General features: G+C 63.2%; 26 protein-coding genes and 3 pseudogenes. 14 read left to right on the plus strand and 15 right to left on the minus strand.

Going from position 1 to position 22,394, the window contains the following annotated elements; translation table 11 throughout:
- Positions 1-282: 282 nt before the first annotated feature.
- Complete coding sequence (locus DBIPINDM_RS29540; protein ID WP_258582505.1) at positions 283-1,188, plus strand: S1C family serine protease; 906 nt, start codon at positions 283-285, stop codon at positions 1,186-1,188.
- 19 nt (positions 1,189-1,207) lie between these two features.
- Complete coding sequence (locus DBIPINDM_RS29545; RefSeq protein WP_258582506.1) at positions 1,208-2,161, plus strand: LysR family transcriptional regulator; 954 nt, start codon at positions 1,208-1,210, stop codon at positions 2,159-2,161.
- Between the two features lie 25 nt (positions 2,162-2,186).
- On the opposite strand, the gene DBIPINDM_RS29550 is transcribed toward DBIPINDM_RS29545, so the two are convergent.
- Positions 2,187-2,915, minus strand: a complete 729-nt coding sequence (locus tag DBIPINDM_RS29550) for an SDR family oxidoreductase (protein ID WP_258582507.1) — start codon at positions 2,913-2,915, stop codon at positions 2,187-2,189.
- Between the two features lie 125 nt (positions 2,916-3,040).
- The gene (locus DBIPINDM_RS29555) at positions 3,041-3,496 is read right to left on the minus strand and encodes a MarR family winged helix-turn-helix transcriptional regulator (RefSeq protein ID WP_258582508.1); all 456 of its coding nucleotides are present in this window, start codon (positions 3,494-3,496) and stop codon (positions 3,041-3,043) included.
- 64 nt (positions 3,497-3,560) lie between these two features.
- On the opposite strand from DBIPINDM_RS29555, the gene DBIPINDM_RS29560 reads away from it, so the two are divergent.
- On the plus strand, positions 3,561-4,034 hold the full coding sequence (locus DBIPINDM_RS29560) for a cupin domain-containing protein (RefSeq protein ID WP_258582509.1): 474 nt from the start codon (positions 3,561-3,563) through the stop codon (positions 4,032-4,034).
- Positions 4,035-4,062: 28 nt separating this feature from the next.
- Here the strand turns inward: DBIPINDM_RS29560 and DBIPINDM_RS29565 are convergent, their stop codons facing one another.
- Positions 4,063-4,200 (minus strand): hypothetical protein, encoded by a 138-nt coding sequence (locus tag DBIPINDM_RS29565; RefSeq protein ID WP_258582510.1) that lies wholly within the window; start codon positions 4,198-4,200, stop codon positions 4,063-4,065.
- A complete protein-coding gene (locus DBIPINDM_RS29570; RefSeq protein WP_258582511.1) occupies positions 4,194-4,673 on the minus strand; it encodes a hypothetical protein in 480 nt (159 codons plus the stop codon). Before DBIPINDM_RS29570 ends, DBIPINDM_RS29565 begins: the two co-directional genes overlap by 7 nt.
- 249 nt (positions 4,674-4,922) lie before the next feature.
- On the opposite strand from DBIPINDM_RS29570, the gene DBIPINDM_RS29575 reads away from it, so the two are divergent.
- Positions 4,923-5,522, plus strand: a complete 600-nt coding sequence (locus DBIPINDM_RS29575) for a YdeI/OmpD-associated family protein (RefSeq protein ID WP_258582512.1) — start codon at positions 4,923-4,925, stop codon at positions 5,520-5,522.
- Here the strand turns inward: DBIPINDM_RS29575 and DBIPINDM_RS29580 are convergent.
- Positions 5,501-6,475 carry a LysR family transcriptional regulator gene (locus tag DBIPINDM_RS29580; RefSeq protein ID WP_258582513.1) on the minus strand — a complete coding sequence of 325 codons (975 nt, stop codon included), beginning with the start codon at positions 6,473-6,475 and terminating at the stop codon, positions 5,501-5,503. The genes DBIPINDM_RS29575 and DBIPINDM_RS29580 overlap by 22 nt on opposite strands.
- Positions 6,476-6,602: 127 nt before the next feature.
- Here DBIPINDM_RS29580 and DBIPINDM_RS29585 point away from each other — a divergent pair, with 127 nt between their 5' ends.
- From DBIPINDM_RS29585 to DBIPINDM_RS29595, 3 genes are read left to right on the plus strand one after another with little or no spacing between them, the layout of a single operon-like run.
- The gene (locus DBIPINDM_RS29585; protein ID WP_258582514.1) at positions 6,603-7,082 is read left to right on the plus strand and encodes a carboxymuconolactone decarboxylase family protein; all 480 of its coding nucleotides are present in this window, start codon (positions 6,603-6,605) and stop codon (positions 7,080-7,082) included.
- A gap of 60 nt (positions 7,083-7,142) precedes the next feature.
- Positions 7,143-7,895, plus strand: coding sequence for an SDR family oxidoreductase (locus tag DBIPINDM_RS29590; RefSeq protein ID WP_258582515.1), 753 nt, complete (start codon positions 7,143-7,145; stop codon positions 7,893-7,895).
- A 60-nt stretch (positions 7,896-7,955) separates the two neighbouring features.
- Complete coding sequence (locus tag DBIPINDM_RS29595) at positions 7,956-8,375, plus strand: cupin domain-containing protein (RefSeq protein WP_258582516.1); 420 nt, start codon at positions 7,956-7,958, stop codon at positions 8,373-8,375.
- A 102-nt stretch (positions 8,376-8,477) separates the two neighbouring features.
- Here the strand turns inward: DBIPINDM_RS29595 and DBIPINDM_RS29600 are convergent, their stop codons facing one another.
- The gene (locus DBIPINDM_RS29600; RefSeq protein ID WP_258582517.1) at positions 8,478-8,966 is read right to left on the minus strand and encodes an RrF2 family transcriptional regulator; all 489 of its coding nucleotides are present in this window, start codon (positions 8,964-8,966) and stop codon (positions 8,478-8,480) included.
- 100 nt (positions 8,967-9,066) lie between these two features.
- Positions 9,067-9,695 (minus strand): annotated as a pseudogene (locus tag DBIPINDM_RS29605) (glutathione S-transferase family protein).
- Between the two features lie 402 nt (positions 9,696-10,097).
- On the opposite strand from DBIPINDM_RS29605, the gene DBIPINDM_RS29610 reads away from it, so the two are divergent.
- Together DBIPINDM_RS29610 and DBIPINDM_RS29615 are read left to right on the plus strand one after the other, a co-directional pair.
- Positions 10,098-10,790 (plus strand): SDR family NAD(P)-dependent oxidoreductase, encoded by a 693-nt coding sequence (locus DBIPINDM_RS29610; protein ID WP_258582518.1) that lies wholly within the window; start codon positions 10,098-10,100, stop codon positions 10,788-10,790.
- Positions 10,791-10,813: 23 nt separating this feature from the next.
- Positions 10,814-11,443, plus strand: coding sequence for an NADPH-dependent F420 reductase (locus DBIPINDM_RS29615; RefSeq protein ID WP_258582519.1), 630 nt, complete (start codon positions 10,814-10,816; stop codon positions 11,441-11,443).
- Positions 11,444-11,602: 159 nt separating this feature from the next.
- Here DBIPINDM_RS29615 and DBIPINDM_RS29620 read toward each other — a convergent pair whose 3' ends face one another.
- The 4 genes from DBIPINDM_RS29620 to DBIPINDM_RS29635 form a co-directional block, all read right to left on the minus strand.
- Positions 11,603-11,950 carry a hypothetical protein gene (locus tag DBIPINDM_RS29620; RefSeq protein WP_258582520.1) on the minus strand — a complete coding sequence of 116 codons (348 nt, stop codon included), beginning with the start codon at positions 11,948-11,950 and terminating at the stop codon, positions 11,603-11,605.
- A gap of 32 nt (positions 11,951-11,982) precedes the next feature.
- Positions 11,983-12,294 carry a hypothetical protein gene (locus DBIPINDM_RS29625; RefSeq protein ID WP_258582521.1) on the minus strand — a complete coding sequence of 104 codons (312 nt, stop codon included), beginning with the start codon at positions 12,292-12,294 and terminating at the stop codon, positions 11,983-11,985.
- Between the two features lie 237 nt (positions 12,295-12,531).
- Positions 12,532-13,173 (minus strand): glutathione S-transferase family protein, encoded by a 642-nt coding sequence (locus tag DBIPINDM_RS29630; protein ID WP_258582522.1) that lies wholly within the window; start codon positions 13,171-13,173, stop codon positions 12,532-12,534.
- A gap of 34 nt (positions 13,174-13,207) precedes the next feature.
- The gene (locus DBIPINDM_RS29635) at positions 13,208-13,954 is read right to left on the minus strand and encodes an SDR family NAD(P)-dependent oxidoreductase (RefSeq protein ID WP_258582523.1); all 747 of its coding nucleotides are present in this window, start codon (positions 13,952-13,954) and stop codon (positions 13,208-13,210) included.
- A gap of 123 nt (positions 13,955-14,077) precedes the next feature.
- Between DBIPINDM_RS29635 and DBIPINDM_RS29640 the strand changes: the two genes are divergently transcribed.
- Positions 14,078-14,977 carry a LysR family transcriptional regulator gene (locus DBIPINDM_RS29640; RefSeq protein WP_258582524.1) on the plus strand — a complete coding sequence of 300 codons (900 nt, stop codon included), beginning with the start codon at positions 14,078-14,080 and terminating at the stop codon, positions 14,975-14,977.
- Positions 14,978-15,102: 125 nt separating this feature from the next.
- A complete protein-coding gene (locus DBIPINDM_RS29645) occupies positions 15,103-16,725 on the plus strand; it encodes an ABC-F family ATP-binding cassette domain-containing protein (protein ID WP_258582525.1) in 1,623 nt (540 codons plus the stop codon).
- A 51-nt stretch (positions 16,726-16,776) separates the two neighbouring features.
- Here the strand turns inward: DBIPINDM_RS29645 and DBIPINDM_RS29650 are convergent, their stop codons facing one another.
- Entirely contained in the window at positions 16,777-18,276 is a 1,500-nt protein-coding gene (locus DBIPINDM_RS29650) for a hypothetical protein (RefSeq protein ID WP_258582526.1), read from the minus strand.
- A 91-nt stretch (positions 18,277-18,367) separates the two neighbouring features.
- Here DBIPINDM_RS29650 and DBIPINDM_RS29655 point away from each other — a divergent pair.
- Positions 18,368-18,556, plus strand: a pseudogene (locus tag DBIPINDM_RS29655) (ABC transporter ATP-binding protein); the annotation flags it as partial.
- A gap of 42 nt (positions 18,557-18,598) precedes the next feature.
- On the opposite strand, the gene DBIPINDM_RS29660 reads toward DBIPINDM_RS29655, so the two are convergent.
- Positions 18,599-19,036 carry a VOC family protein gene (locus DBIPINDM_RS29660; protein ID WP_258582527.1) on the minus strand — a complete coding sequence of 146 codons (438 nt, stop codon included), beginning with the start codon at positions 19,034-19,036 and terminating at the stop codon, positions 18,599-18,601.
- Between the two features lie 206 nt (positions 19,037-19,242).
- A complete protein-coding gene (locus DBIPINDM_RS29665) occupies positions 19,243-19,683 on the minus strand; it encodes a hypothetical protein (protein ID WP_258582528.1) in 441 nt (146 codons plus the stop codon).
- Positions 19,684-20,000: 317 nt separating this feature from the next.
- On the opposite strand from DBIPINDM_RS29665, the gene DBIPINDM_RS29670 reads away from it, so the two are divergent.
- Together DBIPINDM_RS29670 and fusA are read left to right on the plus strand one after the other, a co-directional pair.
- The gene (locus tag DBIPINDM_RS29670) at positions 20,001-20,363 is read left to right on the plus strand and encodes a hypothetical protein (protein ID WP_258582529.1); all 363 of its coding nucleotides are present in this window, start codon (positions 20,001-20,003) and stop codon (positions 20,361-20,363) included.
- A gap of 118 nt (positions 20,364-20,481) precedes the next feature.
- Positions 20,482-21,453: pseudogene (gene fusA / locus DBIPINDM_RS29675) on the plus strand (elongation factor G); the annotation flags it as partial.
- Positions 21,454-21,511: 58 nt separating this feature from the next.
- Here the strand turns inward: fusA and DBIPINDM_RS29680 are convergent.
- Positions 21,512-22,153, minus strand: a complete 642-nt coding sequence (locus DBIPINDM_RS29680; protein WP_258582530.1) for a glutathione S-transferase family protein — start codon at positions 22,151-22,153, stop codon at positions 21,512-21,514.
- Positions 22,154-22,394: the final 241 nt, after the last annotated feature.

Here is a 22,394-nt window from a genome sequence, read left to right on the forward strand (position 1 = left end):
GGCCTCGAATGGTGGGGAAGGAAGAAACGGGATTGAGCGGATCCATCTACAGCTAGGGCTGCGGAGGGGGAAGTTCAACTTGCGTTGAACTATTGTCAATGTTGGTGCGTCGGTGCGGGCATTTAAGCCGGCCCTTCGCAGGCTCAGGGCGTTCGAAACTCGAAAAGCCAAGCAATTGGCTTCTCGTGGCCTGCGGCCACCGTTTCTCACCCCTTGCACCAAGTTCCCCAAGGCATACCTATAGAAGAAGCCGCCAGGGCAATTGCATCGCAGGACAAAATCATGGCCATCAATCCCAATCCGCGCTCCGTCGTTGCCGTGCGGGCGACCGTCCCAGAGGATGCTTTTACGGCCGGCGCGCTGGGCACGCTCAGGGAGGGCAGCGGCGTCGTCATCCGCGACGACGGGCTGGTGCTGACCATCGGCTATCTCATCACCGAGGCCGAGGAGGTCTGGCTGACCGCGCATGACGGCCGCGTCATCCCGGCGCACGCGCTGGCCTATGACCAGGAATCGGGCTTCGGCCTGGTCCAGGCGCTGGCGCCGACCGGGCTGCCGGCCGTGGCGCTGGGTGATGCCGGCAAGGCTCGTATCGGCGACGCGGTGGTGCTTGCCGACGGCATCGGCCGGGCGGTCGAGGCCAAGATCGTCACCAAGCAGGAATTCGCCGGCTATTGGGAGTATCTGCTCGACGAGGCGATCTTCATCGCGCCCGCGCATCCATCCTGGGGCGGAGCGCCGCTGTTCAGCGCCGATGGCGCGCTGCTCGGCATCGGCTCGCTGCGCCTGCAGATGAGCCGCGCCGGCGAGGTCGCCGATATCAACATGGTGGTGCCGATTGATCTGTTGCCGCCCATCCTCGACGATCTCCTGACACGCGGCCAGGTGGCCAGGCCGCCGCGTCCGTGGCTCGGCGCCCTGTCGGCCGAAAGCGACGGCAAGGTGGTGGTGATGAGCGTGACCGAGGGCGGTCCGGCCGCCAAGGCCGGCCTGCGCCAGGGCGATGTCATCTCCGAGGTCCGCGACGGCGCGGTCGACGGGCTCGCCGATTTCTATCGCAAGCTGTGGGACAGCGGCTCGGCCGGTGCCGAGATCCCGATGCGTGTGGTGCGCGACGGCCGCGAGACCTGGCTGCGCGTCAAGTCCGCCGACCGCGGCAGCTTTTTGAAGAAGCCGCAGTTGCAATAGGCCTGATGTCGGCCAGGCGATGCATCCAAGACTGCTCAGGACCTTTCTCGCGGTGGCACGCTGCCGCAACATCACCCGCGCCGCCGAGGCGGTCCATCTCGCACAGTCGAGTGTCAGCGACCAGATCCAGACCCTCGAGGCGGAGTTGGGTGCCGCTTTGTTCACACGCACGAAGGCCGGCCTGGAGCTGACGCCGGCGGGGCTGGCGCTGAAGCCGATCGCCGAAGATTTGTTGCGGCTCGACGGCGAGGCGCGCGCGGCGGTGCTGCTGGCTGCCGGGCAGACAAGCGGGGCGCTGACCATCGGCGCGCTGGAAACGATCGCCTCGGCCCGGCTGGCGCCCTGGCTGCCGGGATTTCAAGCCAGCCATCCCGACATCATTGTGCGGATGAAGGTGGCCGACAGCGGCACGCTGCTGCGCCTGCTCAGGGATGGCGACATCGACGTCGCCTTCTGCTTCGAGCGTCGTGACGGTGCGAAGGACGCCGATGAACGCCTGGCCAGGCGCACCATAGGCGCCGAACCGCTGGTGCTGGTCGCGGCTCCGGCACAAGGCATCGCGCCGCGCGACCTGGCAGGACTTGCCGCGCAGCGCTTCGTGGCGACGGAGCCTGGATGCATCTACCGGCATATGTTCGACACCGCTTTTGCCGAGGCGGGCATGGCAGCGCCAAAACTTGCCGCTGAAGTCGGTAGCATCGGCGCCATTGCCCGGCTGGTGGCGGCGGGTGCTGGGCTGGGCCTCGTTCCACGCCTTGCGGTCAGTGACGCGCTAGAGCGTGGCGATCTTGTCGAACTGCCATGGCCCGGCCGAGCACAGGCGGCACCGCTGACGATGATCTGGCGACGCCGGCGCGTCCAGCCGCTGGCGCTGCGGCAATTGCTCGCCGCCGCGCGCGACACGCTGGCGCAGGAGCCCTCTCAAACCAGTTCAGAACCTGAATCGACAAGCCGCCCCAAGGTCCTGCTTTGAAAGCAGTTTCCGATGCCGGTCCAGTTCAGACAAGCCGGTGTCCACCCTCGACATGGAGCGTCGTTCCGGTGGTAAAACCATTGCCGATCAGGAAGAAAATGGCGTCGGCGATATCTGCGGGCTGGCCGACCCTGCCGACCGGCAGCCGCTCGGCCATCGCGGCAAGCATTTCGGCCTTGCGGTCGCCGGCGACCTGCGCCCAGATCTCGGTGTCGACCCAGCCGGGCGAAACGGCGTTGACGCGGATCGGCGCGAGTTCGACGGCCAGCGCCCGAACCAGCCCTTCGAGCGCGGCATTGACGGCGGCGACGACCGAGCCGCGGGCGGCCGGCCGGTAGGCGGCGATGCCGGAGACGAAGGTCATCGAACCGCTCACTGCCAGCTGTCGGGCGCCGTGCTTGGCAAGCAGCAGCGGGCCGAAGAGCTTGCTGTCGACCGCGCGTTGCGCAGCCTTGAGGTCAAGCTCCGGCAGCAGCCTGTAGGCGCCTTCGATGTCGGCCGCCGTGCTGACGATATGGTCGAGGGCGCCGATGCGCGCGAACAACGCCGCAACCTGGTCTTCCCGGGCGATGTCGACGACGGCCATGTCCAAGCCGGCGGGATTGCCCAGCGCCTCGCGGGCCTCTCTCAGCCTCTGCTCACCGCGCCCGGCGATGATGATTTCAGCACCGGCCTCGACACAACGCCTGGCCAGCGCCAGGCCCATGCCGGAGCCGCCGCCGACGATCAGGATTTTCTGGTTTGAAATGCTCATTTCGCTCTGCCTTTGCTGGATTGGACAAGGGCAGGGATTGGCAGGTCGGTGTGCCGAGGGGAAACGGAAGAAACCGATAGCGCCATCGGAAATGCCGATGATGCCGCGCACGAACGCGGTTTCGGTCAGCGCACCAGCGGGCTGTCCCAGACGACGAACAGCAGCGCTTTCAATTGGTCGAAGCGCTCCGGCCCGAGCTCGCTGCGCCACTCCTCCTCGATGTCGCGCAATATGTCGACCATCTTCCAGAAAGCGGCGTGGCCGCGTTCGGTGGCGTGCACCACGCGTGCGCTGCCTTCGCCGTCGGAGCGGACGATATAGCCATACCCTTCGAGGCTGCTGAGCAGCTGGTTGATCGCTTGTTTGCTCATGCCGGCACGTTCGGCGATGGTACCAGGGCGTGCGCCGTCCGGGCCGGGAAACTGCAGCACCGCCATATGCGGCAGGCGCAATTCGCCGAAACCGGCGGCGTTGAGCTCCTTGATCAGCCGGCGCTGGATGGCCTGCGCCGGCACGCGCAGCAGGGCGCCGATCAAAAGGTCCTCGGTCTTGGTCTGCAGAACTTCGCTGGAGGTGGCCATTGACGATCCGGTAAATTGAGTTTACTGACTGCTAGTAAATGTAATTTACCAGAGGGGTTGCGCAATGTCAGCCATGGATCTTCAGGTCAACCCATCCAATGAAACCATCGGCACCAAGGGGCTGTCGGTCCGTTTCCTGGTATCGGGCGAAAATTCGAACGGCAGTGTCGCCGCTTTCGAGCTGATGGTGCCGGGCGCACAGCGCTTGCCAGCGCCGGCGCACAGCCACGATCACTACGAGGAAACCATCTACGGCATTGATGGGGTGTTGACCTGGACCGTGGACGGCAAGCCGATCGAGGTTGGGCCGGGGGAGGCGCTGTGCATTCCACGCGGCGCCGTCCACCGCTTCGACAACAATGGCACCAAGGATGCCAAGGCACTCTGCGTCATCACGCCGGCGGCGATTGGTCCGGACTATTTCCGGGAGGCATTCGGCTTGCTCAACGCAGCTGCCGGTGGGCCGCCGGACAAAGCCAAGATGATGGAGATCATGCGCCGCCACGGGCTGACGCCGGCAGCCCCGCCACCGGTCTGACGCCGGCCGCAGGGGCAGGGCGCGTCCCTTATTCCTGGCAAGCGGTGAAGGCGTCGCCCGAGTTCCAGTCCCGGAATGCGATGGTCTGGCCTTCAGCCGACATGGTCTTGTGCTTGGTACTGCCGTCCGGCTGCTGCTTCGAGCTGGTGCCCTTGCCGGTCAGCACATTGTAGTCACAGGCGCTGGCGGCATTCTCCTGCAGATAATCATCGGAATCGAGGCGAAGCCGGCAACGATGAAGGCGCCGTTGCGGTAGGCGATGGTCAGTGTCTGGTTGGTGCGCTCGCTGCCGATCTCCGGCGCCGGCAGATAGAATTTGATCGAGCCGTTGGGCAGCATCGTCAGCTCCGGCTCGGTGTCGGAGTTCTCATAGCCCGGCCGGTCGTAACCGTTCCACTCGCCACCGATCTGTTCGTGTACGATTTCGACGGGCTTGAGGTAATTGTGCTCGATATCCCTGAGGAAGAAATGGATGTCCATCGGGTCGGTCGGCCCGGTCTCGACCACCATGGCAAGGTCGGGAGCGCCGTCGCCGTTGAAATCGCCGGTCAGCGCGGTGATGATCTTGCGGGTTTCGATCGGTTCGGCCAGCGCCACGCCCGGCAGCAGCAAGGCAAGGCCGAAGAGCAGAAATCTCATGGTGACGTATCCCCCAGCGTGGCAGTTGTGGTCCTATAGCACGGTGGGGAAATGTCGCGCTCCTCCATCGGGCGGTTACACTCTTGCGGCAACGCGGCGATGGTGGTGTGTTCCCCACTTCACTGCAGCGTGCCCCACTGCTGACGAAAACTGACGGTGGACCATGCCACGATGGCGGGAATCGAATGATGCAGGAGGCAAGATGACCGCGACGCCAGCGACAACAATTCTGAACCGGCAGGCCCACTGATGGCGCCGGTCAAGGTCGATCCCGACAAGGTTCGGGAATTCCCCGACGCGGCGAGTTTTTATGCCTGGCTCGGCCAGCACCACGCCACGGAAACCGAAGTGTGGATCAAGGTGCACAAGGTCGGGTCGGGGCTGAAGTCGATCACGCCGAAGGAGGCCATCGACGTCGTGCTGTGCTTCGGCTGGATCGACGCGGTGCGCAAGGGGCTGGACGAGAACAGTTTTCTCCAGCGCTACACGCCGCGCGGCAAGAAGAGCATCTGGAGCAAGATCAACATCGACAATGTCGCGCGGCTGGTGGAGGAGGGCCGCATGACCGGGCATGGGCTGAGCCAGGTCGAGGCCGCCAAGGCCGACGGACGCTGGGCGCGCGCCTATGGTAGCGGCAAGGAAATGAAAATCCCTGACGATCTGCAGGCAGCCATCGATGCCGAACCAGCGGCGAAGGCGATGCTGGAAAAGCTCAGCGCGCAGAACCGCTTCTCGCTCGCCTTCCGCACCCACAACATGAAGACCGAGGCCGGCCGCAAGAAGAAGATCGAGACCTTCGTGGCGATGCTGAAACGCGGCGAGACGATCTATCCGCAGGGCAAGAAGTAGGGCGCGTCCGGCGCCGGAGCTTGGGTCGATGCCATAGGGATGGTCGGCGAGGGCGCCGCCGACGACATCAGGATGTCGTCGCGCACGGCCTGGACAAGAAAGTCGAGGACCGTCGTCACACGCAGCGGTATATTCCGGCGGGATGGGTAGACGACATTGATCGGCAGGCGTGTCGGTGGAAAATCCGGCATCAGCTTGACCAGCCTGCCTGCTTCGATGTCCGGTCTGGCCAGAATGTGGGAGAGCACCGCAAGCCCGGCTCCTGCCAATGCCGCGCGATGGACGGCCATTGAATTGTTGGCGACAAGGCGGGGCTCGATCCGCAGAACAACTTCATCCGCTCCACTGGAGAACGACCATGACCGGCCGTCGCCGCCACGGCTGTAGCAAATGCAGGAATGATCCCTGATGTCTTGCGGCGCTCGCGGTGTGTCGCGTCCCTTGAGATAGGCTGGCGAGGCCACGAGAAAGGCTGTTGTCCAGCCGATCCGGCGGCACATCAGGCTGCTGTCACCGACCGGCCCGAGACGTACCTCGAGATCGATTGCGCTCGCGACCAGGTCCGACGGCTCGTCGCGAAGGAGCAGATCGACTTGAAGTGCCGGATGGCGCTCCAGCAGCCTTGCCAGGCGGTCGCTGATGAAGAAGCCGAGCGGCGTTGGCAGGCTGAGCCGCACCTTCCCCGATACGGCCGCTTCGGCACAGCCGGCCTGGCCGAGCGCTTCGACCGCTTCGATGACGCGCAGCGCCATCGGCAGCATCTGTTCACCCTCCGCCGTCAAGGCGAGCGCGCTCGTCGTACGGTGCAGAAGGCGCGTCTTGAGATGCGATTCCAGCGCGGAGACCTGCCGGGATACAGCCGGCTGCGTCAGATCAAGGTCGATGGCAGCCGCAGAGAAGGATTTTGTCTGCGCCACGCGCAGGAACGTTCGCAACGCCGATACGACGTCCATCCTCGCCCTCATACTTTTCGACATAAGCCTTATGTCCGCATTCTAGGCGGGTGGCGCTTTACTGTCCAGCTATTATGGATATTAATTGTCCTTAAGGACATAAGATATCCGCAAACAGGGAAAAGCCATGACACAGCGCCTCAACGCCGCGCAGCAATCGCCTGAATTGTTCAAGAAGCTCATCGATCTCAGCATGGCCGAGACACATGGCGCCATCGAAGAGAAGATCCGCGATCTGGTCCACATCAGGGCATCCCAGATCAATGGCTGCGCCTTCTGCCTCGACATGCATGTCAAGGAAGCCAAGATCCACGGCGAGAGCGAGCTGCGGCTCCATCATGTCGCCGTCTGGCGGGAATCGACCCTTTTCATTCCCCGTGAACGTGCCGCCCTTGCCTGGACCGAAGCCGTCACCAAACTCCCCGAAGGCGGTATCCCGGACGAACTCTACGAGCGCGTGCGCGGGCAGCTTTCGGAAAAGGAAATCTCCGACCTCACCTTCTCGATCATGGCCATCAATGCCTGGAACCGCGTCAACGTCGCCTTCAAGACCGTGCCCGGCTCTGCGGACAAGCTCTACGGCCTCGACAAGGCCGGCCTGAACTAAACCTTTCCTCGGCCCATCAATCGATGCGGCGCAACAGTGCGGCCGCAAACGGAGACTGTTATGAAAATCGTCATCATCGGGGGCACCGGGCTCATCGGTTCCAAGACCACCGAACGCCTGCGCAGGCAGGGTAACGAGGTGATCGCAGCCGCGCCGAATACCGGCGTCAACACCATAACCGGCGAAGGCCTGCAGGAAGCGCTCGAAGGCGCGGAAGTCGTGATCGACCTCGCCAACTCACCCTCTTTCGAGGACAAGGCAGCGATGGACTTCTTCGAGACGTCGGGCCGCAACCTGCTCGCTGCGGACAAGGCCGCCGGCGTCAGGCACCATATCGCGCTCTCGGTAGTCGGCACCGAACGCCTGCAGGATTGCGGCTATTTCCGCGCCAAGCTCGCCCAGGAGAATCTGATCAAGGCTTCCGGCATTCCCTACACCATCGTTCATTCCACGCAGTTCATGGAATTCCTGGCCGGGATCGCCAAATCGGGCACTGTTGGCGAGGCGGTGCATCTGTCGCCGGCCTATGTGCAGCCCATCGCATCCGACGACGTCGCCGACGTCATGGCCGGGGTCGCGCTCGCCGCGCCGATCAACGGCATGATCGAGATTTCGGGTCCGCAGCGTGTGCGCATGAGCGAACTCGTCGCCCGCTACCTCAAGGCTGTCGGCGATCCCCGCGAGGTGGTGGCCGATCCGGAGGCGCTCTACTTCGGCGCGCGGCTGAACGACACTTCGCTCGTCTCCGACAACAATCCCCGCCTCGGCCACATCACCTTCGAGCAGTGGTTTCCCACCTCGGCGCGGAAGTGACCGCCAGGATGCGCCGTGGCTCAGGCGCGGCACATCGCTCAACACAAAAGGAGTTTCGAAATGATCAAGTCAATCGCCGCCGCCCTCGTCGTGACGGCAGCCCTGGTGGGTACGGCCGGAGCCCATGACGCCGGCGAAAGGGCCGCCAAAGTCACCCTCGTCTATGAGCATGAACTGCCGAATGTTCCGGGCAAGAGCATCAAGGGCATCCTCGTCGAATATGGCCCGGGCGGCACCTCGCCGGCGCACACCCATCCGACCTCTGCCTTCATCTATGCGACGGTTCTGGAAGGCTCCATCCGCAGTCAGGTCAACGACGACCCGGTCAAGGTCTACAAGGCCGGCGAGAGCTTTTCGGAGATGCCGGGCGATCGCCACAGTGTGAGCGAAAACGGCAGCGAGACGGAGCCCGCGAAGCTGCTGGCGGTGTTCGTGGTCGATACCGCTCAGAAAGAACTGACCTATCCGGCCAAGAAGTAGGCCGAAAGGGCCGGGCACCTTTCCTGGTGTCCGGCCGTGCCTGTGAACTCGGATCATGCCGGGTTCTATCCGCGACGAGAGGCCCGTCGCGACCCGTCAGGGTCATCCGGCACGCTCCAGCACCCATTCGAAGCTGCTTTTCCAAAGGTCCGCCGGAATGTCGAGGGCCAGTGCCTCGGTGAGGTCGGAAAGCCTGACGGCGCGCAATTTTTCACGCCAGGCCTCATCGGCTTCCCACATGATGCGCGCCACCGGGCAAGGGCCGCTTTCGCAATAACCCTGAGGACGACACGGATTGTTCTCGCGGATGTTGTTGCAGACAAACGTCCGCGCCTTGCCCTCAACCGCCTCCACAATGTCGAGGAAGGTCAGCTCGGCCGGTGGCCGCGCCAATCGGTATCCACCTGACGGACCCAATGTCGTATGGACCAGACCCGCCTGCGACAGACTTTGCAGTGCCTTGGAAAGATATTCCTTGGGAAGGCCGTGGAATTCGGCGAGCGCTTTTGTGGAGAGATACCGCCCCTCAGGCAGGCCGGCGAGAATGGCGCAGCAGTGCAGCGCCCATTCGACTTGGCTTTTCAGGATCATCCACGGATTCCGGCCGACCGAACTCTATTAAGGATATGAAATATCCCTATTCTGCCGCAGTGTAAACAGACTGGTTCTGGCGAGTGGGATGAGCCAGTTCTCAGGCGCCCGAGTGCGGGTCGATGCTGTAGGGATGGACCGGATAACCCTGGCCGATGGCGTCGTGCACGCGGCCGGTCCATGCGAGGAATGCCGGGCGGTCCGCAAGAGAGAATCCGCAATCCTCGGCGCGGTGGCTGTAGGCATAGATGGCGATGTCGGCGATGGTGAGGTCGGTTCCGGTGAGGAACGGCGTCTCGCCAAGGCTGCGGTTCAGGGCGGCGAGTGTGCGGGCGCCGGCCTCGCGCTTGCCGGCAACCATGGCCTGGTTGCGCTCCAGCCGCCCGGTCAAGGTCCAGAAGCGCAGCGAGCCGATGACGGGCTCGACATTGTACTGTTCGAAGAACAGCCATTGCATGATCTTGGCGCGCCGGTAGCGGTCCGCCGGCAGCAACGGCGTGCCTTCGGCGAGGTAGGTGAGGATCGCATTGGATTCGGCGATGGCGCTGCCGTCCTCGAGCTGAAGACGGGAACGGCACCGGCCGGGTTCAGTTTGTGGAACGCATCGGTATGGCTTTCGCCCTCGAAAATCGAGACGATGCGGGTCTCGTAAGGGATTTTCAGCAGGCCGAGCAGGACCCGGACTTTCCAGCCATTTTGCGATGGCAGATAATCGTGAAGCGTGAGCATGGCGGGTCCTCGTGATCGGTGAACGATCGCATGGTGCGACGTCTGCCGACACCCGATTCCTGCGGGCATGAGGTTTGGGGCAGGGCAAATTGCGGAAACCTCGGCGCTTGAACACCCCCTCTGGCCTGCCGGCCATCTCCCCCGCAAGGGGGGAGATCGGCAGTTTCGTTACCATCGCTTTTCATTGCGGCGTTGATGATTGGCGAAGACGGTGGTGACACCCAATCTCCCCCCTTGCGGGGGAGATGTCCGGCAGGACAGAGGGGGTGTGACGGAACGCGACGTCAGACCCGCTCGATTCAACTCATGCATCAAGTTGAATAATGATTGCGACCTCCGCTGCCTAATAAATCAATTGCGCCTGTGCCATCTTTCCGAGACGACACACAGAGGTATCCCCACATGACCACCAACAAAGTCGCCCTCATCACCGGCGCCAATCGCGGCATCGGGCTGGAGACCGGCCGCCAGTTGGCGAAACTCGGCTTCACCGTGCTGCTCGGCGTGCGCGACCTCGCCAAGGGGGCGGCGGCGGCGAAAGGGCTTGATGGCCATGTCGAGGCCATTGCGCTCGATGTTGCAGCACCTGACGCCGCAGCCCACGCGGCCGCTGAGGTCGAGCGCCGGTTCGGCCGGCTCGATGTGCTGATCAACAATGCCGCCATCCACTACGATACCGGCTCGCGCGCCTTGCGGCCGGACTGGACCGTGATCCGCGAGGCGTTCGAGACCAATGTCTTCGGCGCCTGGCGCGCGGCGGCGGCTTTTGCGCCGCTGTTGAAGGCCGGTGGCCATGGCCGGCTGGTCAACGTCTCCTCCGAAGGCGGTTCGCTGGCCTCGATGGGGGCGGGGGCGCCGGCCTATTCGACCTCGAAGGCGACGCTCAATGCGTTGACCTGCGTGCTGGCGGCGGAACTGCGCGGCTCCGGCGTGCTGGTCAACGCCATCTGTCCGGGCTGGGTCGCCACCGATATGGGCGGCCCGGGCGGACGCCCGGTGACGCAAGGGGCGGCCGGCATCGTCTGGGCCGCGACCTTGCCGGATGACGGCCCGACCGGCGGCTTTTTCCGCGATGGCAAAAGACTGCCGTGGTGAGCGTTGTTGAACAGGAGGCGAGGATGAGAATAGGCATTCTGGGCGCCGGCATGATCGGCGGCACGGTCGGGCGGCTGTGGGCGCAGGCCGGGCATGAGGTGACCTTCGGTGTCCGGCATCCCGAACGGTTGCGCTCGATGCTTTCCGGACTTGGCGGCAAGGCCACGGCCGGCCCGGTCCTCGATGCCGTTGCCGGGGCGGATGTCGTGCTGGCCGCCATCCCGTTTCGGGCCTGGCCCGATGTCGCGGCCGAGATCGGGGCAGCACTCGGCGACAAGGTGCTGCTCGACGCCACGGTGCCCGACCCGCCGCGCGACGGCGCCTTTGGCGACGCAGCGCTTGCCCGCAAGGACGGCGTGGTCTTTTCCGTCACACCGCTCCTGCCGCGCGCGAAACTCGTTCGCGCCTTCAGCACGGTGATGTGGACGACGCTGCAGTCGCAGGCGCATCGCGCCGGCGACGGGATCGGCATTCCGCTTGCCGGCGATGACGAACAGGCTGTTGCCCTGGCGGTGCGGCTGGTGGCGGATGCCGGCTTCGATCCGGTCGTGGTCGGACCGCTGTCGCAGGCCCGCCGCTTCGATCCCGGCACGGCCGTGTTCGACAGCGGTATGAGCGGACGGCAGGTTCGGGCCGCGCTCGGGGTGGCTTGAGGCGGTTCACGATCTGAATCGCGGAATTGCCGTAAGTGCCTGTTTTTGCAGACGTCCAGCCAGGCTGCCTTGCCTCGATCGCACACAAGAAAAAGCCGCCCTCGCATTTTAGCGAGTGGCGGCCTTTTCCCGGGAGGAAATCAGAAGGGAGAAACGATATCAAGCGGCCTTGGCGTGCTTGTGGCCGTGCTTCTTGTGGATACGCTTGTGGGTGTGCTTCTTGGCGACGTGCCGGTGGCCATGCTTCTTGCCCACGTGCCTGTGGCCGTGCTTGCGCACATGCTTGCGATGCTTCTTGTGGTGCTTGTGCGCGGCCGCCTTGACCGGCGTCTTCGCCGCGTCCACGGCAGCGGGAGCCGCCGGAGCGGTCGCGGGGGCGGTCGTCGTCGCCGGAGCGGTCGTCGTCGTGGTGGTGGTCGTGGCCGCCGCATTAGCGGTGCCGACAACCGGCATTGCCAGACCGAGAGCGATGGCCAGGCCGAGGGCGGAGAGGAGGGGCTTGTTCATGATAGGCTTCCTTCAGAGGTTGATGGTTGCTGTCACTGGTCGAGGTCGACCGGTGTCACGCCAAGAAGTTTCAGGGCGTTGGCGTAGGTCCGGATGCCTTGCGCCTGCTTGCGTTCGGCACAGAACCGGTTCGCCTTGTCCTGCAGTGCCGTTGCCTGCGCGATCTGGCTCGCACTGGCACCGGGTTCGGCTTTGGTCCGGATGGCTCCGTCGAGTTGAAGACCGAGCCGGCTGCAATATTCGCTCCGGGTAACCGCCGCCTCCGCGCCCGACTGGGCGACCGCAAGCATGGCGAGCGAAATGCCGGTCAGGGCAGCCATCCATCCGGTCGAACGTCGTTGCATTGTCGGGACCATCCTTTTGCGTTGTGTGGCGACCGCTGTTTGGTTGCTACGAGGATGGTTATCGCAGACGATCTTTTCGCCAGTTTTTCCCGGATGTTGAATCTTGTTTCTGGAGTGTTTCTGGGGGTGGCCCGTTGCCAATCGCAGCGGTCGCGGGGGGCAAAGGCCGGCACGGCCTCGGACAAGGCCGTGCTTCGGCGAGGCGGTGAGGCAAGCAGGTTTCGCTCTTGCAGAGCCTCAGGCGGCGGCGCCCGGCCGTGCCGAGACGGCGCCGTGCCACAGCCGCAATGCGTCCAATCCCTCGGGGATCGGCATCTTCATCGCGGCTGCGGCGAAATCCAGGGCGACCAGGGCGGTGATATCGGCGGCCGAAAAATAGTCGCCGGCTATGAAGGCCACGCTTTGCAGCCGCTCGTCGAGGTCGGCATGGAAATGGCCGATGCGCGCCATGGCGCGGTCGACCAGCGCCGGGATTTGCTCATAGTCGTAGGGGCCGGACAGAGCCCGGCCTTTCAGCCCTTCGGCCTTGTTGCGGATGCCTTCCAGTGCCGGGGCAAGACCGTCCAGTTCGGCGCGTCGCTCCCACATGGCGACCAGCCCCTTGTCGATCGAGCCGGAGCCGAGGAGTGGCACGGCCGGGAATTCCTCCTCCAGATAGCGGAAGATCGCGGGCACTTCGGCGATGGTGGTGCCGTCCACCGCCAATGCCGGCACCTGCTGGCGCGGGTTGATGGCCGTGAACCAGTCCGAGAACTGCTCGCGCTTGCCGAGATCGACCGCGACCGACGGGATGGAAATGCCCTTCTCGGCGATGAAGATGCGCACCCGCCTGGCATTGGGCGAGCCGGTGGAATGATAGAGCTTGATGTCGTGCGACATGGTCTTTGCTTTCCATGAATTGGGTTATGGGCGTTCAGGCCGCCCCTTTGCCGCCGTCGACGCCGAGAACCTGGCCGGTGATGAAGGAGGCCTTGCCCGAGGCGAGGAAGAGGATGGCGTTGGCGATCTCCTCCGGCCTGCCGCCGCGCTTCATCGGCACGCCGGCGAGCAGGCCGGCCTTGTTTTGCGCATTGCCGGTGAAACGGTTGAGCATCTCGGTCTCGATCGGGCCGGGGGCAACGGCGTTGACGCGTACGCCGGACGCGGCTGCTTCCAGCGCGGCCGATCTGGTCAGCCCTTCCACCGCGTGCTTGCTCGCCGCATAGATGGACGCGCTGGCGCCGCCACGATGGCCGTATGTCGAGGAGATGTTGACGATGGCGCCGTGGCCCTGCGGGATCATCACGCGCAGTTCGTGCTTGAGGCCAAGCACCGTGCCCAGCACGTTGGTGTCGAAAGTGGCGGCAAGGCTTGCCGCCGTCTGCGCGGTCAGCGGGCCTGGCTGGCCCTCGGTACCGGCATTGTTGACGGCGACGTCGAGGCGGCCGAAGCGAGCGACGGTCCGGTCGACGAGGGCCGCGACCTGATCGTCTTCGCGGACATCGGCCTTGATGAACTCGGCCTCGGCGCCAAGGCTCCGCAACTCCTCGACAAGGGCCGCACCCGCTTCCTCGCGGCGGCCGGAAACGACAAGCCGCGCACCGTCCTTGGCAAAGGCCAGCGCGGTGGCGCGGCCAATGCCTGTCAGCGCGCCGGTGATCAAGACAATTTTGGTATCCATCTTCGTTCTCCTTGAAAGGCTGTGCGAACTGCACCGCCGATGGATGTGAAGATGGGGAGGGGATGACTTGGCGACCAAGACTTTGTATGCTTCAGCCATACTTTCAAAGCATGGCTGAAGATCATGGAACTGCGCCATCTCCGCTACTTCATCGCCGTCGCGGAAGAGGGCAGTCTGACGCTCGCGGCGGAAAAGCGGCTGCACACCGCGCAGCCTTCGCTGAGCCGGCAGATGCGCGACCTGGAGCTGGAGGTCGGCGCCAGGCTTCTTGTGCGCGGCGCGCGCGGCATCGAACTGACGGCGGCTGGCCGGACATTTCTCGACCATGCCAGGCTGGTGCTGATGCAGGTGGAGGCGGCAGGCATTGCCGCGCGCCGCGCCGCGCAGCCTGCCAAGGCCGCCTTCGCGCTGGGCTTCCTGACCGGGCAAGAGGTGACGTGGTTGCCCCAGGCGTTGCGCATCCTGGGCAGCGAGTTGCCCAATCTCGAGGTGACGGTGTCCAGCCAGTCCTCTCCGGAACTGGCTGGCGGGCTGTTGCGCGGCGCGATCGACGTTGCGTTCCTTCGCCGCGAGGACTGGGTATCGGGCCTCGCGTTCAAGCTTTTGGCGCGCGAGCCGCTGGTCGCGATCCTGCCGACGAGCCATCCGCTGGCAGCGCTCGATGCCGTGCGCATCGAGGATCTGGCTGCCGAGACCTTCATCATGCCGACCAGGGCAGCACCGGCGCTGAAGATCGTCATCGACGATTATGCGCGACGGGTCGGCGTCACGCTGCGGCCTGCATATGAAGCCGAGAACCTGTCGATGGCGATCTCGCTGGTAACGTCGACAGGCGGCGTCAGCCTGCTGCCGGTCTATGCCGAACATCTTTTGCCGCGCTCGGTGGTGAGCCGGCCGCTGGCCGGACCGGTGCCGACCATCGACCTCGTGCTCGGCTACGCCAAGTCCAACACCTCGCCACTGCTGAAACTGTTTCTGGCGCGGCTGGACGGCCTTGCCGCCGACACCGGCCAGGCATCCTGAGCCGCCTCGCGTCGAGTTCAGGGCGGGCTTTGGTGCGCCGGACAATTTGCGCGCTTCCACCGGAGCGGCCGATCGCGTAAAGGCCCGGGAAATTCCTTCAATTTCCAGGCGTCCCTCGGAACATCATGATCAGACTTGAAAGCATCAGCAAGCAGAACGGCCGTCAGCTTGTCTTCATCGAGGCGTCGGCCTCTCTGCAGAAGGGCGAGAAGGTCGGCCTTGTCGGACCCAATGGCGCCGGTAAGACAACGTTGTTTCGCATGATCACCAGCCAGGAGCAGCCCGATGAGGGGCAGGTGCAGGTCGATCGCGGCGTCACCATTGGTTATTTCAGCCAGGATGTCGGCGACATGGCGGGCCATAGTGCCGTCGCCGAAGTGATGAACGGCGCCGGGCCGGTCAGCGACGTCGCGGCCGAGATGGCGGAACTGGAAGCGGCGATGGCCGATCCCGACCAGGCCGACCGGATGGACGAGATCATCGAGAAATATGGCGAGGCGCAGCACCGCTTCGAGGAACTCGACGGCTATGCGCTCGACGGCCGCGCGCGCGAAGTGCTCGATGGTCTGGGCTTCAGCCAGGAGATGATGGACGGCGATGTCGGCAAGCTGTCGGGCGGCTGGAAGATGCGTGTGGCGCTGGCCCGCATCCTTTTGATGCGGCCCGACGTGATGCTGCTCGACGAACCGTCCAACCATCTCGATCTCGAAAGCCTGATCTGGCTGGAGCAGTTCCTGAAAGGCTATGACGGCGCGCTCTTGATGACCTCGCACGACCGCGAGTTCATGAACCGCATCGTCAACAAGATCGTCGAGATCGAGGCTGGTTCGCTCACCGCTTACTCTGGCAATTACGAGTTCTACCAGCAGCAGCGGGCGATCGCCGACAAGCAGCAGCAGGCGCAGTTCGAGCGCCAGCAGGCGATGCTGGCCAAGGAGATCGCCTTCATCGAGCGCTTCAAGGCACGCGCTTCGCATGCCGCGCAGGTGCAGAGCCGGGTGAAAAAGCTCGACAAGATCGACCGTGTCGAGCCGCCGAAGCGCCGCCAGATCGTGAATTTCGAGTTCCAGCCGGCGCCGCGTTGCGGCGAGGATGTCGTCACCTTGAAGAATGTACACAAGGCCTATGGCAGCCGCAGCATCTATGAGGGGCTCGACTTCCAGGTCCGCCGCCGCGAGCGCTGGTGCATCATGGGCGTCAACGGCGCCGGCAAGTCGACGCTGCTCAAGCTGGTGGCCGGCGCCTCCGACCCCGACACCGGCACGGTGGCGCGGGGGCCGAGCGTGAAAATGGGCTATTTCGCCCAGCACGCCATGGAGCTGCTCGAAGGTGAGCGCACCGTGTTCCAGACGCTGGAAGACAATTTCCCGCAGGCCGGCCAGGCGCCGCTTCGGGCGCTCGCCGGCTGCTTCGGCTTTTCCGGCGACGAGATCGAGAAGAAATGCCGGGTGCTGTCAGGCGGCGAGAAGGCGCGGCTGGTGATGGCGCTGATGCTGTTCGACCCGCCCAATCTCCTGGTGCTGGACGAGCCGACCAACCACCTCGACATCGCCACCAAGCAGATGCTGATCGAGGCGCTGTCGCAGTATGAGGGCACCATGCTGTTCGTCTCGCACGACCGGCATTTTCTCGCCGCGCTGTCGAACCGCGTGCTGGAGCTGACGCCGGAAGGCATCCACACCTATGGCGGCGGCTATACGGAATATGTCGAGAGGACGGGCCAGGAGGCGCCGGGACTCAGAGGTTAGCAGATCCTCGGCGAACTTTTGTCCCGCCTGTGCTAGGCTTTGGCCACACCTTTATGTCTCGCGCCAAATGGCGTGTTGTGCCTGCCACTTAATAAATTGCTGAGGATCAGGTCCTTGGCTACGAGTTCTGAGACGCGCCGCCAGTTGCTGGTACTTGTCTCCAGCCTGAGCTTTGATCAAGTCAAACTGGCCTTCGTGAGCGATGGCGTTCCTGATGGCGTAAACAGCGCGGACCATATCCCATAGAGAGATAACCTCGGTCGCCAAGCCTGCTGATATATTGCTGGAGTCTCCGACGTGTACTGTCTTTTGTATTCCATATTCAACATAGTGGCCGGTAGATTCGTAGACTCCGCTGGCCAGAATATATGCATATACTTTCCCATGTTTGCTACTTGTTGTTTCTGGTTTTCCTTTCGGATTTAGGATTGCAGACCCATCCGGATGAAGTACTGGTATACCAGCCGAGATTTTGTGCTCTGAAACCAGTTCGAGCACCGACCAAAAGCGTAGCAATGCGAATCCATACTCCGGCTCGGCGGTCGCGTCGCTGTAGGTACTCACGATTAGCCGTGAAAATGGATTCGCTTCCAGACGCGGTAGTAACCGTTCGATACTATTAGCGGTCTCAACCGGATTAAAATCAGACAACAGATTGCCTCGGTAGCCTGGAAAATCGAACCGATGCCACCACTGTGTAGTGTTGTGCTGTGTTGCGACGTAAGCAAATGCGCGGGGCTTCTGTCCCCGGTCGATGCCAAGAACGCTAAAGACGCGATCGGCATGCTGACGGCAATATTCTAGGGCGGCTTCATGACCAGTCGCGACAACCATAGGGTACTCAATGGCGAAGACCGGGGTCGATTCGACGAACGCCCGCTCTGTTGCATCGATAAAAGGCAAAGGTTCAAACCCCGCTCTGTTTAGGAACTGGCTTACAATCTCCGACATGTTGCGGTGAGAAAGGCCTCGACCGAGCGGAAGGATGACGAAACCCTCAAGCTGTTGTGGTTGATGGAGAAGGCAGCCGACGCCAAACACAAAACCAAGGAAACGCGATCCTTGGTGCATCGCCGTTAGAGGACTGACGATATGTGGCTTGCTTGCCAAAAGTGCACGATTTGTAGAAATAGCTGCGACTTGCTTTTCGATCTCTTTGGGTGAAGCTGGCAGGCCAATAGCAGTTCGCACCTGAAAAATGACAGGCAAAAAGTCCACGCGGACGTCGTCGGTGGGAGCTTGTGGAGATTTTCCGACTTCGCCGAAGGGCTCAATTGTGAGGATGGCTGTTCCTATTCCATAGAGACCAGGTTCCATGCTGGCTGGAAGGTCTTGTTCTACTTCGAGCATCCCAGAGACGATATGAGGAGTTGTACCAAAACCAAACGCGAATTCGTTGCGTATCCGATCAATTCGAAAGAAGTCTAAGCTTACATTCCTTACGCGATCCATCTGGACATCAGAGGAAATCGTCATCTGGCAGATAATGCGTTCACCGGCGATATAGGAATGCATGTTTAATTTCAGAGAATTAATGAGAACCGGTGCCATTGAATTACCCCACATCATCCGTGACCCAGCAACCATCAAGTCACATATTGTAGCGATTGCGCAATAGTCAGGTCCTCAGATCTGGTTCGGTAAAATGCTGATATCAGAGCTGTCGCAGTATGAGGGCACCATGCTGTTCGTCTCGCACGACCGGCATTTTCTCGCCGCGCTGTCGAACCGCGTGCTGGAGCTGACGCCGGAAGGCATCCACACCTATGGCGGCGGCTATACGGAATATGTCGAGAGGACGGGCCAGGAGGCGCCGGGACTGAGGAGCTAGGCCGTAAGAGACGCGCCCTCCGTCATCGTCGTCGTGTTGCGCTCAGCGGAGTTCCTGGGCAAGTCCGATGAGAAGGCCTCCAGGCCCGCGGATATAGCAGAGCCGATAAACGTCCTTGTACTGGACGACTTCGCCTGCGAGCCGTGCGCCGCGATTGCGGAGCCTTTCCAGCGTGTCGTCGATGTCGTCCACGGTGAACATGACGCGGAGGTAGCCCAGAGCGTTAACCGGGGCGTTGCGGTGATCCGCGACGACAGGCGGCGTGAGGAAGCGGGATAACTCGAGCCGGCTGTGGCCGTCCGGCGTGCGCATCATGGCAATCTCGACGCGCTGATCGCCCAGTCCGGTGACACGTCCGGCCCATTCTCCTTCGATCGTCGCCCGCCCTTCGAGCTCAAGGCCGAGCTCGCGAAAGAAATCAATCGTCTCTTCGAGGTCATCGACGACGATTCCTATATTGTCCATCCGTTTGAGCGTCATGTGCCAACCTACAAAGTGTCACCCAGACCGTAAACGCATGAACTGCTTGCCAGCGCCGACAATTTCCTCGCCGCTATCAAGCTCTTCGCTGCTGGATCAAAAGCCTATGAGTCTGCAGCCTGGGAAAAAGGCGGCTGTCGAGCCGACGCCGCCTCTGGACTTTTCCGTCCGACCGCTTGCCCGTCGAAGGAACGGGGTGCGGGCCCTTACTTCAGCGAGATCGCCATGCCGCTGAGATCGGCGTTGACCTGCAGGCCGACCTGCTTGCCGGTGAGTTCGAGCTGGGCACCCTTGTCGTTGGTCATGAGGATAACCTGGGCGCCTTTGCCAATCGTGCCACCGCCGCCCGCCGCGCCGTAGACACCCGTCACGTCCCGGGCGCGCCTGATGTGGCGCACGGTGCCGTGGAAATAGGTCTTCGATACGCCGAAGGCGAGGCCGCCGGACACGGCGCCGACCGAGATCGGATAGCTCTTGCCATGGAAGGTGAACGTGCCTTCGCCGCCGGAGCCGCCGATGAAGAAGGCTGCCTTGTAGACGGCGAAGCGGATCGTGCCGCTGTCGGCATGCGCGGCGCTGGCAAAGCCAATGCCCGCAGTGGCGATGGCGGCAACCGCGACTGAACGAAAACTGGACGAAATCTTCATATGAGAACTCCTCAAGGTCGCCGCTTGCCCAACCGGCTGGGCGTGTCAGCGCTGTGTCAAAGTTACAACTGAACAGTCTCGCCTGTCATTTGGTTCCAGGCACGCAGCCCGAATCTGACCGCGGGAAGATCGACATGAAGCGAGGCCTATGGCAAGCGCAAGGGCCAGACATCGCGTATACGTGCCAGACATCGCGTATACGTGATTGGCGCGGCCGGCACGTCGGCCGAGCCTGCAGAGAGAGGGACGGCATCAGCGGGGAAGCCTACGCGCGTGCGGAATTCAAGATGATGCGATTCACGGGAAGGGGCCTGGGGATGAGAATTGCAATGGGAATTGCAATGTCCGCATTGGCCGCGACGGTGGCTGGATGCGCGACCTCTCCGGTCGACTATGGGACGTCGCTTTCGCCGCAGGACCCGAAATGGGTGTCGCCGGAATGCCAGCAGGCCCGAGCGGCGGCTTCGGACTACGAGGCCCGCGAAAAACAGCATCCGGGTTGGGAATTCGCGGCACTTGGCCCATATGGGCTGGGGATCATCGCGGCCACCAAGGAGGCCGAGCAGAAGCAGCGGAAGCTTTACGCCCGCAACGTGCACCTGCAATGCTCGAGCCTGCCTTTGCCGAAAGAACTGCAGGGCGATCTGGGCCCGGCGGTCGCAAAGGCGAAATATCCGTAGCCACAAAGAGCCCAGAGCCTGCCTGACCCACGCATACCTGGCTCTTGCAGCGCGTGCCGACGCCGACATCGATCAGCATACTCGTCGCGTCTGACCCGTTGCCGACATCCGGTCAACCTGCGATCCTATCGTCATGGAAAAACCTGCCGCGCCATGGCCTTTGCTGCAACTCGCGATCGAGGCGAAGTCGAGAGCCGATGAGGGGAAGCTGCGTATCGTCCTGTCGAGGCTGGCGGACGAGGATCCCTGCTTCCACGTCAAATGGGACGAGGAATCCGGTCAGACGATCATCGCCGCCATGGGCGAACTTGAACTCGACATCATCATCGACCGCGTGCGCCGCGAGTTCAATCTTGCGGTGAATGTCGGCGCCCCGCAGGTTGCCTATCGCGAGACGATCACCCGCAGCCATCAGCAGGACCACACCCACAAGAAGCTGCAGGTGGCCTATCGCGAGACGAGCACCGGCAGCCATCAGCAGGACTACACCCACAAGAGGCTGTTCGCCGGCACGGGTCAGTTCGCCCGCGTCAAGATCATGTTCGAGCCGAACGCGCACAATCCGGACTTGGTGTTTGCGTCGAGGATCGTCGGCGGTGCGATCCCGAACGAATATGTGGCGGGGGTCGAAAATGGGCTGCGCAGCGCCCTGTCGGCTGGGCCGTTCGCCGGTTTTCCGATGATCGGTGTCAGGGCGACGCTGGTGGACGCGGCCTGGCACGAGACCGACTCCTCGGCCCTGGCTTTCGAAATTGCGGGCCGCGCCTGCTTTCGCGAAGCCGCGCCGCATCTCGGCGTGCAACTGCTCGAGCCGATCATGAAGGTCGAGGTGGTGACGCCGGCAGACTATGCCGGCGGCATCGTCAGCGAGTTGAAGGGCCGCCGTGGCCGGGTCCGAGACCAGGAAAGCCGCGAAAGCGCAGTCGTCATCAACGCGATGGTGCCGCTCGCCACAATGTTCAAACTGGAGTCGACACTCTGGTCGCGTTCGAACGGGCAGGCGCGCTTGAGCGCCAGCTACGCCGCATACGCTCCCGTTCCGACTGCTGTCGACCCCGACCCACCGCCCGCTGCGGCCGCCTTCGCCTGACGTCCGCTCGCGGCCGCTGTGATCGCGCCGAAGCGCTCAAGTTGCTGTCGGCTCAGCCTTATGATGGGGCGTTGATGGCGAATTGCGCGGCGAAAGCCCTGGCATAAGCGGGCCGTGCTTCCCCGCGCGCCACATAGGCAGCCAGGTTTTGATATTCGTCCAGAATGCCTGACATTCTCAGGCGCAGCAGCACCGATACCATCAACAGATCGCCCGCGCTGAATGCACCATCGAGCCATTCTGCGGCGCCCAGATAGGCCGAGAGCTTGTCCAGCACTGCCCGAACACGGTCTTTCACCAGCGGCAGGCGCTCCTCGGCCCAGGACCTGTCGGCTTCGAATATCCTGGCCGTCGTCAAATCGAGGACCGGCGGCTCGACGGTGTTGAGCGCGGCAAACATCCAGGTGATCGCGCGGGCGCGGGCATGGCGTTCCCGGGGCAGCAGGCCCGCATGCTGCTCGGCAAGATGAAAGATGATCGAGCCGGTCTCGAACAGGCATAGAGATCCTTCTTCATAGGTGGGGATCTGGCCGAAGGGTTGGATGGCCAGATGGCCAGGCGCCTTCATCCCGGCGAAGGAAACGAGACGAACCTCATAGGGCTGCCCCACTTCTTCGAGCGCCCAGCGAACGCGCGTATCGCGCGCCAGTCCCTTGCCGCCATCGGGCGACCGTTCAAAGGCTGTGATGGTGGGGATCATGGGAGGCTCCGGGTGGTTGGTTCGGCGTCCGGTTCTTGGTTGCACCCAAAGGACGAACGGCCGAGGTACTTCCCGACACCCTACCTCGTTTTTCAGCCATGGAAGGGTAGGGGCGGCACCGAAGCTGCCGATCTCCCCCCTCGTGGGCAGGGCAATCGCATATGGCGGCGCCAGCCCCCACTCCGGCCGCTTCGAGGCCACCTCTCCCCCATGTATCCGGTTCAAACTGTTACCCATCTAT

The sequence above is a fragment of the Mesorhizobium sp. AR02 genome (genome assembly GCF_024746835.1).
In the GTDB taxonomy this organism is placed as follows: Bacteria; Pseudomonadota; Alphaproteobacteria; order Rhizobiales; family Rhizobiaceae; genus Mesorhizobium.